The sequence below is a fragment of the Sphingomonas sp. Leaf9 genome (genome assembly GCF_001421355.1).
In the GTDB taxonomy this organism is placed as follows: domain Bacteria; phylum Pseudomonadota; class Alphaproteobacteria; order Sphingomonadales; family Sphingomonadaceae; genus Sphingomonas.
The window spans coordinates 319,570-332,205 of sequence record NZ_LMKC01000005.1 but is presented as its reverse complement, the minus strand read 5'-3'; the positions used below and the strand labels follow the sequence as shown (position 1 = coordinate 332,205).

The 12,636-nt window shown below is 68.9% G+C and carries 14 protein-coding genes; 8 read left to right on the top strand and 6 right to left on the bottom strand.

What is annotated here, in order from left to right; genetic code table 11:
• Window positions 1–11: 11 nt before the first annotated feature.
• Window positions 12–839 carry a hypothetical protein gene (locus ASE58_RS15335; RefSeq protein WP_055823141.1) on the top strand — a complete coding sequence of 276 codons (828 nt, stop codon included), beginning with the start codon at window positions 12–14 and terminating at the stop codon, window positions 837–839.
• On the opposite strand, the gene ASE58_RS15330 is transcribed toward ASE58_RS15335, so the two are convergent.
• The 3 genes from ASE58_RS15330 to ASE58_RS15320 all read right to left on the bottom strand — a co-directional run bounded on the left by ASE58_RS15330 (window position 749) and on the right by ASE58_RS15320 (window position 5,016).
• Window positions 749–1,660: a DMT family transporter gene (locus ASE58_RS15330; RefSeq protein ID WP_055823139.1), complete on the bottom strand. Its 912-nt coding sequence runs from the start codon at window positions 1,658–1,660 to the stop codon at window positions 749–751. The two genes, ASE58_RS15335 and ASE58_RS15330, sit on opposite strands and share 91 nt — an antisense overlap.
• Complete coding sequence (locus ASE58_RS15325) at window positions 1,657–2,658, bottom strand: threonine aldolase family protein (protein ID WP_055823136.1); 1,002 nt, start codon at window positions 2,656–2,658, stop codon at window positions 1,657–1,659. Before ASE58_RS15325 ends, ASE58_RS15330 begins: the two co-directional genes overlap by 4 nt.
• A gap of 198 nt (window positions 2,659–2,856) precedes the next feature.
• Window positions 2,857–5,016, bottom strand: a complete 2,160-nt coding sequence (locus ASE58_RS15320) for a transglycosylase domain-containing protein (RefSeq protein WP_055823131.1) — start codon at window positions 5,014–5,016, stop codon at window positions 2,857–2,859.
• 136 nt (window positions 5,017–5,152) lie between these two features.
• Here ASE58_RS15320 and ASE58_RS15315 point away from each other — a divergent pair, with 136 nt between their 5' ends.
• On the top strand, window positions 5,153–5,515 hold the full coding sequence (locus ASE58_RS15315) for a hypothetical protein (RefSeq protein WP_055762551.1): 363 nt from the start codon (window positions 5,153–5,155) through the stop codon (window positions 5,513–5,515).
• A gap of 82 nt (window positions 5,516–5,597) precedes the next feature.
• Here the strand turns inward: ASE58_RS15315 and ASE58_RS15310 are convergent, their stop codons facing one another.
• A complete protein-coding gene (locus ASE58_RS15310) occupies window positions 5,598–6,044 on the bottom strand; it encodes a DUF3291 domain-containing protein (protein WP_055762548.1) in 447 nt (148 codons plus the stop codon).
• The gene (locus ASE58_RS15305; protein WP_055762546.1) at window positions 6,041–6,607 is read right to left on the bottom strand and encodes an HNH endonuclease; all 567 of its coding nucleotides are present in this window, start codon (window positions 6,605–6,607) and stop codon (window positions 6,041–6,043) included. Before ASE58_RS15305 ends, ASE58_RS15310 begins: the two co-directional genes overlap by 4 nt.
• 56 nt (window positions 6,608–6,663) lie before the next feature.
• Here ASE58_RS15305 and gluQRS point away from each other — a divergent pair, with 56 nt between their 5' ends.
• The 6 genes from gluQRS to ASE58_RS15275 are packed head-to-tail and all read left to right on the top strand — an operon-like array spanning window position 6,664 to window position 11,445.
• A complete protein-coding gene (gene gluQRS / locus ASE58_RS15300; RefSeq protein ID WP_055762957.1) occupies window positions 6,664–7,563 on the top strand; it encodes a tRNA glutamyl-Q(34) synthetase GluQRS in 900 nt (299 codons plus the stop codon).
• Window positions 7,564–7,572: 9 nt separating this feature from the next.
• Entirely contained in the window at window positions 7,573–7,800 is a 228-nt protein-coding gene (locus ASE58_RS15295; RefSeq protein WP_055762543.1) for a twin transmembrane helix small protein, read from the top strand.
• Window positions 7,801–7,807: 7 nt separating this feature from the next.
• Entirely contained in the window at window positions 7,808–8,374 is a 567-nt protein-coding gene (locus tag ASE58_RS15290; RefSeq protein ID WP_055762540.1) for a cob(I)yrinic acid a,c-diamide adenosyltransferase, read from the top strand.
• A 13-nt stretch (window positions 8,375–8,387) separates the two neighbouring features.
• Window positions 8,388–9,644: an ergothioneine biosynthesis protein EgtB gene (gene egtB, locus ASE58_RS15285; protein WP_055823128.1), complete on the top strand. Its 1,257-nt coding sequence runs from the start codon at window positions 8,388–8,390 to the stop codon at window positions 9,642–9,644.
• On the top strand, window positions 9,644–10,618 hold the full coding sequence (egtD, locus tag ASE58_RS15280; RefSeq protein WP_156347761.1) for an L-histidine N(alpha)-methyltransferase: 975 nt from the start codon (window positions 9,644–9,646) through the stop codon (window positions 10,616–10,618). The genes egtB and egtD overlap by 1 nt, the downstream gene beginning before the upstream one ends.
• Entirely contained in the window at window positions 10,615–11,445 is an 831-nt protein-coding gene (locus ASE58_RS15275) for an endonuclease/exonuclease/phosphatase family protein (protein ID WP_055823125.1), read from the top strand. Before egtD ends, ASE58_RS15275 begins: the two co-directional genes overlap by 4 nt.
• A gap of 44 nt (window positions 11,446–11,489) precedes the next feature.
• Here the strand turns inward: ASE58_RS15275 and ASE58_RS15270 are convergent, their stop codons facing one another.
• Window positions 11,490–12,554 (bottom strand): DUF1176 domain-containing protein, encoded by a 1,065-nt coding sequence (locus ASE58_RS15270; protein WP_055823122.1) that lies wholly within the window; start codon window positions 12,552–12,554, stop codon window positions 11,490–11,492.
• Window positions 12,555–12,636 lie beyond the last annotated feature (82 nt).

Sequence of the window (12,636 nt, the reverse complement as noted above, 5' to 3'; positions counted from 1 at the left end):
GCGATAGTCCGATGCGCCTCCTGATCTTCGGGCTGGGATACGCCTCGCGCGCCATCGCCGCGCGGCTGGCGCCCCATGGCTGGCGCGTCGTCGGCACCACGCGCGACGGGCGGGACGGCTCGATCGCCTTTGCCGACCGCGACCGCGTGGCGTTCGAGGCGCGGCAGGCGACCGCGATTCTGTCCAGCGTGCCGCCCGACAAGGACGGCGACCCGGTGCTGCGCGACTATCGCGACCTGCTGGGCGGGTGCACGCTCGCCTATCTCTCGTCGACCGGCGTCTATGGCGATGCGGATGGCGGCTGGGTCGATGAAAGCGCGCCGATTGCCGGTCGCCGCCAGAACCGCAATGACGCCGATGCGGCGTGGCTGGCGCTCGGTGCGCGGGTGTTTCGCCTGCCCGGCATCTATGGCCCCTGCCGCTCGCCGCTGGAGCGGGTGGCGGCGGGCGAGGCGCACCGCGTCGACCGCCCCGGACAGGTGTTCAGCCGCATCCATGTCGCCGATATCGCCGAGGGGGTCGCGCGCGGGCTGTCGGGGCCGGCAGGTGCCTATAACCTGTCCGACGATTGCCCCGCGGCGCAGAACGATGTCGTCGTCTATGCCGCTGCGCTGCTGGGCCTGCCGCCGCCGCCGTTCGTGCCGCTGGAGACGCTCAGCCCGATGGCCCGCGCCTTTTATGGGGAGAACCGGCGGGTGGCGAACGGGCGGGCGAAGCGGGTGCTGGGCTGGCGTCCCGCCTATCCCGATTACCGGTTCGGCCTGCGCGCCTTGAGCGCGACGACCAGCCCGGCGAGCGCCAGCGCCGCCCCGGCCCCGGCCAGCGGCGACCAGCGATAGCCCTCGAACACCGTCGACAACAGCATCGCGATGACCGGCACGATCACGCCGTTATACGCCGCCTTGGCCGGGCCAATCACGCGGATCAGTCCGAAATACAGGGTGAAGGCGACCGCCGAGGCGACGATGCCGAGGTAGAGCAAGCCGCCGACATAGGCCCAGCGCCAGTCGAACACCGGCGGCCCGACCGTCGCGGCGGCATAGCTCGCATCGATCGCCGCCCCGATCAGCATGGCGACGCCCAGCAGCGGGACCATCGGATAGGCGCGGGCGGTCGGCGTCGCCTGCATGATATTGGCGGCCGACGCGGCGAACACCCCGGCCAGCGCGATGGCGAGGCCCAGCAGCACCGCGCCGCCATTGTCGGGGTGGACGCGCGCTTCGTGCAGGAACAGCAGCGCGACGCCGCCGAGCGCAATCGCCGACCCGACCAGCAATTGCCGCCCCATCCGCTGGCCGAGGAAGATGCGGGCGAGGATCGAATTGGGCACGATCAGCAGCGCGTACATCAGCGCCACCAGCCCCGAGGTCACGAACTGTTCGGCACGGTAGACGAAGTTGAAGTTCAGGCAGAATTGCGCGAGGCCAAGCCCTGCTGCGAACAACAGCCCGCGCCGGTCGAGCGTGATCCGGTCGCCGCGCCACCAGGCCCAGAGCAGCATCGTCACGCCCGCGATCAGGAAGCGATAGGTCACCGACCACGATGCCGGCACCACGCCCAGCTGGTCGCGGATCACGATCCAGGTCGATCCCCAGATCAGCGTGACGATGGCGAACGGGATCAGGACCGCCGGGGTCGCCGATCTTGGCGTATCGCTCACAGGCGGGCGATCGCTTGCGCCAGCGGGGCGACGGTCGCCGCATCCTGATCCCACGCCACCACCAGCCGCGCCTGGCCTGCGCCCCAGTCGTAGAAATCAAAGCCTTGCGCGCGCAATCGGGTGGCTTCGTCGGCGGTCAGGCGCAGAAACACTTCGTTCGCCTCGACCGGATCGACCAGCCGGTCGCCCGCTGCCTGTGCCAACATCGACGCGCCCTTGTTGGCGGCACGGGCATTGGCCAGCCACACATCCCCGTCCAGCATCGCCAGCAACTGCGCCGCCAGGAACCGGCCCTTGGACGCCAGCAGCCCGGCACGCTTGCGGCGATAGCGCGCAACCTTCGCCAACTCGGGCCGAAAGAACACCAGCGCCTCCGCCGACATGCCGCCATTCTTGATGAACCCGAACGACAGTGCGTCGACCCCGGCCTGCCACGTCACCTCGGCGGGCGAGCAGCCGAGATGCGCCACGGCATTGGCGAAGCGCGCACCGTCCATGTGCAGGCCGAGGCCGCGTGTCCGGGCCAGTGCGCCGATCGCGGCGACCTGATCGGGGGTGTAGACCCGCCCAGCCTCGGTCGCCTGGGTGATCGAGATGGCGTGCGGCTGCACCTGATGCACGTCGTCGCGGATCGTCGACAGGAACGCCTCGATCGTCGGCACGTCGAGCTTCGCGCCGTCGCCCTCCAGCAGCATCAGCTTGGCGCCGTGGGTGTAGAATTCCGGCGCGCCGCCCTCGTCATTCTGGATATGCGCCTGCGCGTGGCAGACGATGCCGCCATGCGGCGGGCACATCGCGGTGAGCGCGAGGCAGTTCGCCGCCGTGCCCGACGGCACCCACAGCACCGCGACGTCGCACCCGAACAGCGCGCCGAACCGCGCGTCGAGCCGCTGGCTGAGCGCATCGCCGTCATAGGCGGTATCCTGTCCGTTGGCCGCGACGATCGCGTTCAGGACGGCGGGGCAGGCGGGGGCGGCATTGTCGGAAAAGAAGCGCATGCCAATGCCTTGGGCGGATCGGGAGGAGTGGTCAACCGGACGTTGCAGCGGCCGGCATTCTCCGAATTCCGTCACCCCGGACTTGATCCGCGGTCCCGCTTGCCTTCGACAGTAGCAGAACAAGCGGGACCCCGGGTCAAGCCCGGGGTGACGTGGGGTGGGGTTCGTCGCTCCCGCGAAAGCGGGAAGGACGGAACGCTATTGCTGATCCTCTTCCGGCGGGCGGCGTTCTTCCTGCGGGACCGGTTCCTCCTCGCGGCGGCGGCGGTCGTTGGGGCCGAAGCGGACCTGCCCGTCGCGGTCGAGCGAGACGTCGAAGCCCGGCCCTTCGACCGTCATCGGCCCTTCGTCGGGGATGCCCAGCGCGTCCTGTACCGCGTCGATCGCATTGTCGATCGGTTCGGGTTCGGGCGCGGCGACCGGGATCGGATCGCGGATGTTCAACGCCTGCCGCATGAAATCGCGCCAGATGCGCGCGGGCAGGCCACCGCCGGCCAGCCCCGGATTGGGCGTGTTGTTGTCGTTGCCCAGCCACACGCCGGCGACGATCCCGCCGGCATAGCCGACGAACAGCGCATCGCGATTGTCCTGCGTCGTGCCGGTCTTGCCGAACGCCTCGACCGGCAGGTTGGCGGCGACGCCGGTCCCCTGGCGAATCGATGCGGCGAGCAGCGTGCGCATGCCCTCCAGCTCGTCGCGTGACAGGCCGCGCCGGCTCGACCGCAGCCGGTCGAGCCAGCTTGGTTCGTCCTGTTCGGCAAGGCCACGCGGGATCACCGGCGCCTCGCCCGCCGCGATCGCGGCATAGGCGCTGGTCAGTTCGAGCAGCGAGGTGGTCGAGGTGCCAAGCGCGATCGACGCTTCGTTGGCGATCGGCGTGGTGATGCCAAGGTCGCGGGCGGCGCGGATGACGTTCTTGACGCCGACTTCCTTGGTCAGCCGGGCGGCGGCGACGTTGCTCGACCGCTGGAACGCGCGTTCGAGGGTGATCGTCCCCTGATAGCGGCCGTCGCTGTTCTTGGGGCTCCATTCGCCGATGGTGACCGGTTCGTCGAGCACCTGGCTCTGCGGGGTCAGGCCCGACCGGAGCGCCGCGAGGTAAACGAACAGCTTGAAGGTCGACCCCGGTTGCCGCCGCGCCTGGACCGCGCGATTGAACGGGCTGTCGGCGTAGTTCTTGCCGCCGACCATCGCGATGACGCGCCCGTCGGGGCGCATCGCGACGATCGCGACCTGGGTCTGCTTCAGCCCGGCGTTGCGCACCGCGCGCTCGGCGGCGCGCTGCATGCGGATTTCGAGCGTCGTCGTGACCTTGCGATCCGCGCCGACACCGCCCTCGCGGTCACGCGCCTGCGGCAGCACCCAGTCGGCGAAATAGGTGCCCGACGGCAGCGTGCTGTTGTCGGTGACGCGCAGCACGGCGGGCTTCACCCGATCCGCCTCTGCTGACGTCAGATAACCGGCGGCCTCCATCGCGCCGACGACCACCGCCTGCCGGGCGCGCGCGCCTTTCAGGTTGCCGGTCGGGGCAAGGCGCGAGGGTGCCTTGACCAGTCCGGCCAGCATCGCCGCCTGTCCGACGGTCAGGTCCTTGGGCGCGCGGCTGAAATAATGGCGCGCGGCGGCATCGAGGCCGTAGGCATTGTCGCCGAAATAGGCGTTGGACAGGTACCGGGACATGATCTCGTCCTTGGTCAGCCAAGCCTCCAGCCAGAATGCGATCAGCACCTCGCGAATCTTGCGCGCGGCGGTGCGGTCCGAATCGAGGAACGCGTTCTTCGCCAGCTGCTGCGTGATCGTGCTGGCGCCCTGTCGCACGCCGCCCGCCGCGGTGTTGGTCCACATCGCGCGGGCGATGCCGCGCGGATCGATGCCCCAATGGGTGCGGAAGCGACGGTCCTCGATCGCCATGAACGCTTCGGTGACATGCGCGGGCAGCTTCGTCGCATCGACCGGCTTGCCGATATTGGCACCGCGCTCGGCGATCGGCGTGCCCTCCGCCGAATACAGGGTGATCGACGGCGGTGCGGGCGGTTCGAGCGATTTGGACAGCGGCGCGGTAAACGCCAGCCAGCCGATCGCAAGGACCAGCAGTAGGATGAAGACGCCGAAGCCGCGCATGATCCAGCGCAGCCACCAGCGTAAGGGGCGACGTTTTTTGGTTGTCGTCGGCGTGTCGGGCGGCGGCGGCGGGTCGCCCGCGCCGGGAAAGCTGCGATCATAATCGGCCAGCGCATCGTCGAACGCGGCCAGCCGCCAGCGCCGCTCCAGCGCGTCCCCCGTCAGCGGGGTCGACAGGCGCCCGATCCGGCTGGGATCGACTGGGCCGGAGGGCGGGGACGGGGGATCGTAAGCCATGATACCGGCCGTGTATTATCGGTCTGACACAGCCTCGGCAAGCGAACTTGCGGCGGGGCGAGGGTGCGGGGCGGACGATGGCCGGAACCCCCGCGACGCCTGAACGCTAAACGCCCGCAACGACAGGAGAATCGCCGTGGACGACGATCGCATCTGGAATTTCGAGGAAAGCCTGTGGACCGCCGATGCGGCCCATTACGAGGAATCGGTCGACGACGCGTGCCTGATGGTGCTGCCGACTCCGCCGTTCGTATTCACCGGGCGACAGGCGATCGACGCGGTGAAGGACACGCCGCGCTGGGAGCAGGTGTCGCTGACCGAGCGGCAGGTCGCCCGCCCGCAGGAGGGGCTGATCGTCGTCGCGTACAAGGCGGAGGCGCACAAGGGCGGCGAGGCGTACATCGCCTACTGCACCTCGACCTATCGCTGGATCGAGCATGGCGTGTGGACGGTGGTCCAGCACCAGCAGACCCCGCCGCTGACGTCGAAGGGCGGGTAGGGCGCGAGGCTCTGTCGCGTCACCCCGGGCTTGACCCGGGGTGACGCTCCTTCCGGCCGTCAAGAAGAAGCGGGACCCCGGATCAAGTCCGGGGTGACGTGGAATGTGGCGGCAGGCGAACGCCAGCAGTGACGCGCGGGGACGGAAAGGTCATCGGATCATGGCCGTTCGCCGGACGATGCACCTTCGATACGCGCCCCTCGCCGCGCATCCGGCGATCGGCTTCGGACCAGTCGGGCAGGGTCGCATCGTCCTGTAGCCAGTGCACGATGCTTGCCTGATCGCACCAGCGCATCAGTTTGGGCATGGCGCGGCGGTGCGGTCCGGCGGTCATATAGGCGCGCATCGCTGCCGCATCGTCCCACACCGTCATCGTCCAATAGGCGTGGCGACGATCGGCCAGCACCTGCCCGCCGAGATAGCCGCCTGCCCGCTGCACCTGTCGTGCACTTAGCCATGTGTCGATCAGGAACGCCGGCACGAAGCGCACCGATCGGATGCGCAGCCGGGTAACGCTGACGAAGGTCAAGCGTCCAGCTCGACATCCCAGTACAGCCAGTCGTGCCACGTTTCGTGCAGGTGGTTGGGCGGGAAGCGGCGGCCCTGTTCCTGCAATTGCCAGCTGGTCGGGCGGATCGGCTGGACATGGAGCGGCATCGCCGCCTGTTTCGGCGTCCGGCCCCCTTTGCGCAGGTTGCACGGCGCACAGGCGGTGGCGACGTTTTCCCATGTCGTCCGGCCCCCCTGTGCGCGGGGCACCACGTGATCGAAGGTCAGGTCGTGGGTCGCGCCGCAATATTGGCAGCTGAACCGGTCGCGCAGGAACAGGTTGAAGCGGGTAAAGGCCGGAAATTCCGACGGCCGCACATATTGCTTGAGCGCGATGACCGAGGGCAGCTTGATCCGCGCGGTCGGGCTGCACACTTCGCGGTCATATTGGGCGACGATGTCGACCCGGTCGAGAAACACGGCCTTTACCGCCGTCTGCCATGGCCATACGCTGAGCGGATAATAGCTCAACGGCGTATAGTCCGCGTTGAGCACCAGCGCGGGGCAGCCATCGGGATGGCGGAGGCGATCGGGATGGTACATGAAGTCCCCCTCGCGTAAACGTCGCCGCCGATATGATCGGCAACGATGACGCGGACATGACAGCACGGCGCGATACCCAAAGTCAAACCGGCGCGGTCGTCACCCGTTTCGCGCCCAGCCCGACGGGTGCGCTGCACGCGGGGCACGCGGTGGCGGCGATCGCGGCGCATGATCGGGCGCGGGCAGGGGGCGGGCGATTCCTGCTGAGGATCGAGGATATCGACGGGGCACGCAGCCGACCCGAGCATGTCGCGGGCATCCTGGCCGACCTGCGCTGGCTGGGGCTGGATTGGGACGGGGAGGTCGTGTTCCAGTCGCAGCGGATGCCGCTATATGCCGCCGCGCTCGACCGGTTGCGCGCGGCCGGGCTGGTCTATCCCTGCTTCTGCACCCGCGCCGATATCGCCCGCGAACTCGCGGCGAGTGCGTCGGCGCCGCATGGCGTGGACGGTGCGGTCTATCCCGGCACCTGTCGGTCGATCCCGCCGGCGGTCGCGGCGGCACGGCTGGGTGCGCCGCATGCGTGGCGGATCGATATGGCACGCGCGGTGGCGCTGGCCGGGCCGCTGGTGTGGACCGATGAACTGGCGGGCACGGTGGCGGCCGATCCGCTGGCACAGGGCGATGTGGTGCTGGCGCGCAAGGATGCCGGGACCAGCTATCACCTGGCGGTGACCATCGACGATGCCGTGCAGGGGGTGACCCATGTCGTGCGCGGCATCGATCTGTTCACCGCGACCCATGTCCATCGGCTGTTGCAGGCGCTGCTCGACCTGCCCGTCCCGGTGTGGCGGCATCATCCGCTGCTGCTGGGGCCGGATGGGCAGCGGCTGGCCAAGCGCAACGGCGCGCCGACGCTGGCGGCGCTGCGGGACGGCGGCGTCGACGGGCGCGGGTTCGCCGATGATCTGCGGAGCGGACGACTGCCCATTGGCTTTATGCTGGCGAAGGCTTAGCTTCGACGAATGAACACTTTCCTGGTCCTGTTGCTGATCGCGGCGATGATCGCGGTCGTCGTCGCGCTGGTGCGCGGCATCGTGTCGTTCCTTGCGCAGGGCAGCGCGGAGGTGCGCGGCGAGGGGCCGAGCGAACACGCCATCAAATCGAACAAGATGATGCAGGCGCGCGTGCTGTTCCAGGCGATCGCGATCCTGATCGTCGTCCTGCTGCTGTTCCTCGCCGGGCGGACCTGATCGTTTCATGGTCAAGCTGACGAAAATCTATACCCGCACCGGGGACGGCGGGACCACCGGGCTGGTCGACGGATCGCGCGTGGCGAAGGACGCCGCCGTGATGCAAGCGATCGGCGATGTGGACGAGGCCAATTCGGCGCTGGGCGTCGCGATCGCCGCGCTGGGCGACCATCCCGATGCCGCGACGCTGCTGACGATCCAGAACGACCTGTTCGACCTGGGTGCCGATCTGGCCACCCCGCCCGCCATCGACGGCGCGCTGCGCATCGTGGCCGAACAGGTGACCGCGCTGGAAAATGCGATCGACCGGGCCAATGCCGGCCTGTCGCCGCTCACCAGCTTCATCCTGCCCGGCGGTTCGGCGGCGGCCGCCGCGTTGCATCTGGCGCGCGCGATCGTACGGCGGGCGGAGCGGTCGGCGGTGGCGGCGTCGCACGACGCGGCGCTCAACCCGCATCTGCTTGGCTATTTGAACCGGCTGTCGGATTTTCTGTTCGTTTTTGCGCGACTTGTGAACCAAAGCGCCGGCGGAGACGTTCTGTGGGTACCGGGCGGAGCACGCCCGGCACCCTAGGGGAGCTACGAGCATGCGAGCGACACCGGCCGACCGGCCATACCATCCGCTCGCCCGTCGCTATCACGCCGTTCGATCGCTGACCGACGCGCTGGCCCAGCCGCTGTCGGATGCCGATGCCACCGTGCAGTCGATGGACGATGCGTCGCCGGCCAAATGGCATCTGGCGCATACGACCTGGTTCTTCGAAACCTTTGTCCTGCGCGATCATGTGCCGGGCTATGCGCTCCACGACGAACGCTTTCCGTTCCTGTTCAACAGCTATTACGAGGCCGAGGGCCGCCGCCATGCGCGTGGCCGGCGGGGGATGATTACCCGCCCCAGCCTCGACGAAGTGCGGGCCTATCGCGCGGCGGTGGATGCGGCGCTGTTGTCCGCGCTGCCAACGCTTTCGGCCGATGCGCAGGCACTGGTCGCGCTGGGCTGCAACCACGAAGAGCAGCATCAGGAACTGCTGCTGACCGATATCCTGCATCATTTCAGCGAGAACCCGCTGGAGCCGGCGATGTTCGCGCCCGAGCCGAAACGCCCGGTCGCCGTGCCGCCGCCAACCGGCTGGATCGAGCATGGCGGCGGCATCGTGCAGGCCGGGCATGGCGGACAGGGCTTCGCGTTCGATTGCGAGGGGCCGCGCCACGACGTGCTGCTCCACCCGCACGCCATCGCCGACCGCACCGTCACCAATGGCGAATGGGCCGCCTTCATTACCGACGGCGGCTATCGCGACGCGCGGTTGTGGCTGGCCGATGGCTGGGCATGGGTGCAGGCGAACGGCATCCATGCGCCGCTCTATTGGGAGCGGGACGGCGAGGCATGGACCCGCTTCGGCCTCGACGGGCGGCGCGCGATCGATCCTGCCGCGCCGGTGACGCATGTCAGCTTCTTCGAGGCGGACGCCTATGCCAGCTGGGCCGGCGCGCGCCTGCCGACCGAGTTCGAATGGGAAGCCGCCGCGGCCTCCCACGACCCGGCGGGTGGCAACCAGCTGGACCATGCCCATGCGGTCGAGCCGCGCCCGTCCGCCGGCGGGCCGGCGTTCTTCGGCGATGTGTGGCAATGGACCGGCAGCGCGTACCGCCCCTATCCGGGGTTCCGCACCGCAGACGGCGCGGTCGGCGAATATAACGGCAAGTTCATGAGCGGCCAGTTCGTGCTGCGTGGAAGTTCCTGCGCCACGCCGCGCGGCCATGCGCGTGCCTGCTACCGCAATTTCTTTTACCCCCACCAGCGCTGGCAATTCACCGGCGTCCGCCTTGCGAAGGATCTGTGATGCTGCTGAGCGATGATGTGCCGATGGCGACCCGTGCCGATCCTGCGTTTCGCGCCGATGTGCTGGCCGGGCTGTCGCTCCCGCAAAAGGCGATTCCGGCGCGCTGGTTCTATGACCGCAAGGGGTCGGAACTGTTCGAGGATATCACCGCGCTGCCCGAATATTATCCGACCCGCGCCGAGACCGCGATCCTGAAGACGATCTGCCCCGAGCTGGTCGGCGCGGTCGGCGAAGGCGTGGCGGTGGTCGAGTTCGGATCGGGGTCGTCGGTCAAGACGCCGATCCTGCTCAACTGCATCGAACCCGCCGCTTATGTCCCGATCGACATTTCGGGCGAGTTCCTGCGGTCGTCGTCGGCGGTGCTGGCTGCGCAATTCCCTGGACTGCCGGTGCTGCCGGTCGAAGCGGACTTCATGCATCCGGTGCCGCTGCCGGCCGAAGTGGCCGACCTGCCCAAGCTCGGCTTCTTCCCCGGATCGACCATCGGCAACATGGAGCCGCTGGCGGCGGGCACGCTGCTGCGCGCGATGCGCGACTGGCTGGGCGAGGGGGCGATGCTGCTGATCGGGATCGACCGGATCAAGGACGAGGGCACGCTGGTCGCCGCCTATGACGATGCGGCGGGCGTGACGGCGGCGTTCAACCTGAACCTGCTCGACCGGATCAACCGCGAGCTGGCCGGGACGGTGCCGGTCGATGCTTTCGTGCACGAAGCGCGCTGGAACGATGATGCCGCGCGGATCGAGATGCATCTGCGTGCCACCCGTGACGTGGAATTCTCGGTCGATGGACGATCGTTCGCGCTGCATGACGGCGAGACGATCCATACCGAGAACAGCCACAAATATGGCGACCGCGATGCGCGGCTGCTGTTGCGCAGCGGCGGGTGGACCCCGTTGCAGCAATGGTGCGGCGGCGATGGTGCGTTCTGCGTGATCCTTGCCGAAGCGCGAAAGATGCCGATCGCGCCGTGATCCGGTTCCTGCTGACGATCGCGGCGCTGGCGGCGGCGGTGCCGGCGCTGGCCCGCGACCTGACCGTCATGAGCCTCAACATCCGCCTGCCCGCCGAGGGTGATGGCGCGAACCGCTGGGAATTGCGCCGCGACCTGACCGCCGCGACGATCCGGCGGGCGGCCCCCGACGTGATCGGAACGCAGGAGCTGTTCCGCGCCCAGGGCGACGATCTGGTCGCGCGCCTGCCGCGCTATCGCTGGATCGGCGTCGGGCGCAGTGGCACCGGGCGGGCCGGGGACGAGCATATGGGCGTCTTCTACCGCGCCGATCGGTTGCAGGTGGAGCGCTGGGGCAATTTCTGGCTGTCGGATACGCCGGCGGTGCCGGGCAGCTACAGTTGGGGCCATCCCTATCCGCGCATGGTCACCTGGGCCGTTTTTCGCGAGCGTGACGGCAAGCGGTTTGCGCTGTTCAACACGCACCTGCCCTATCGCGCGGAGGATGAGGCGGCGCGCGAAAAGGGCGCGGCGCTGCTGGCGGCACGGATACCGGAGATCGCAGGCGACCTGCCGGTCGTGCTGACCGGCGATTTTAATACCGTGCCCGACAGCCCGACCCATCGCCGGCTGGCGCAGGACCTGACCGATGCGTGGACCGCGACCGATCGGCGCAGCGGGCCGGCGGCGACGTTCCACGGCTTTACCGGTAAGCCCGACCGGCGGATCGACTGGATTTTTACGAAGGGCTTTGCGCCGGTATCGGTGACGGTGATCGATACGCGGCGCGGCGATGTGTTTCCGTCGGACCATTATCCGGTGGTCGCGGTACTGCGGCGCGCGCGATAGAACCCTACGTCACCCCGGATCAAGTCCGGGGTGACGGAACCACATTAGCGGATTACCCGCGCCGTCCACGTCCGGATGAAGTCGGGATTGCCGCGACATTCGTCCATCACCCGTTGCTCGACCAGGCGAAAGCGCGTGCCGTCCCACGCATAGCGCTGTGTCACGCCGCAATCGCCCAAGCCCCGTCCCTTGGCGAAGGTGTCGAGAATGCCGTCGTCGAACGTCGCGTTATAGACCAGATCGCCATCGGAATCCCCGGCGACCGGCGTGTCGAACGATGCCGGCACCGCCGCGCCCCGCTCGATCACGAACAGCGCGGACAGGATATTATAGGCCCCTTCGGCACAGGGCACGATCGCCAGCGTGCGCGGGCCATCCAGTGTCTTGGTGGTGACATCGGGCAGGTCGCCGCTATCGCATTCGGCCTGTTTGCGCATGCTGGTGATGAGCAGCGGGTCGAGCAACGCCGCCTCGCCCCGGATCGTCGCGGCGCGCACGACCGGGACCGGTGGGGCGGGGCGGGTGTCGGGGTTGGTGCCGCGCGCCACGATCGCGCCGGTGGTGCCGACGCGCCCCTGCCGGTCGTCGATCCAGCGCAGCGCCGCCGACGCACCGGGCAGCGACAGGGGCGCGACGCGCTGCCCCTTGGCATCGATCAGGGTCAGCGTCTTGCCCGCCGCCAGCTTTGCGGCGAGCGCCATCGCGGGTGCGCCGGTCAGCGTGATCGCGTCATCCTGTTGCGTGCCGCCACGCGCGACCGCTTCGCCATCGACCTGCGCGGTCAGCGGCAGTGCGATCGTCGCCTGGCTGCGCAGCCGGATCGCGACCGGGGCGTCGGGGCCGGCGGCGCGCTCGATCGACAGGGTAAGGGCGGGGGCGTCGCCGTCCTCCGGCATCAGCGATCCCGCCTGGCACGTCCCGCGATTATCGCATCCGGCCGCCCAGTTACCGAATTTTGTGAGCGGCAGCGGGCGGGGCGGGGTCGCGGTGTCGGTGGTGGCGGTGGGCGAGGGCGTCGGCGATGCGCTGGGCCGGGGCGCGGGCGGCTCCGAGCCGCCGTTGCAGGCGAGGAGCGTCAGCGGCAGGGCGAGGGGCAGGATACGGCGCATGCGCGTGCGATACCGGCATGCACCCATGATCGAAAGTCGCTATTGCCGCGTTCGAGCCGGGAAACGGCAGTTTATCGAGAGG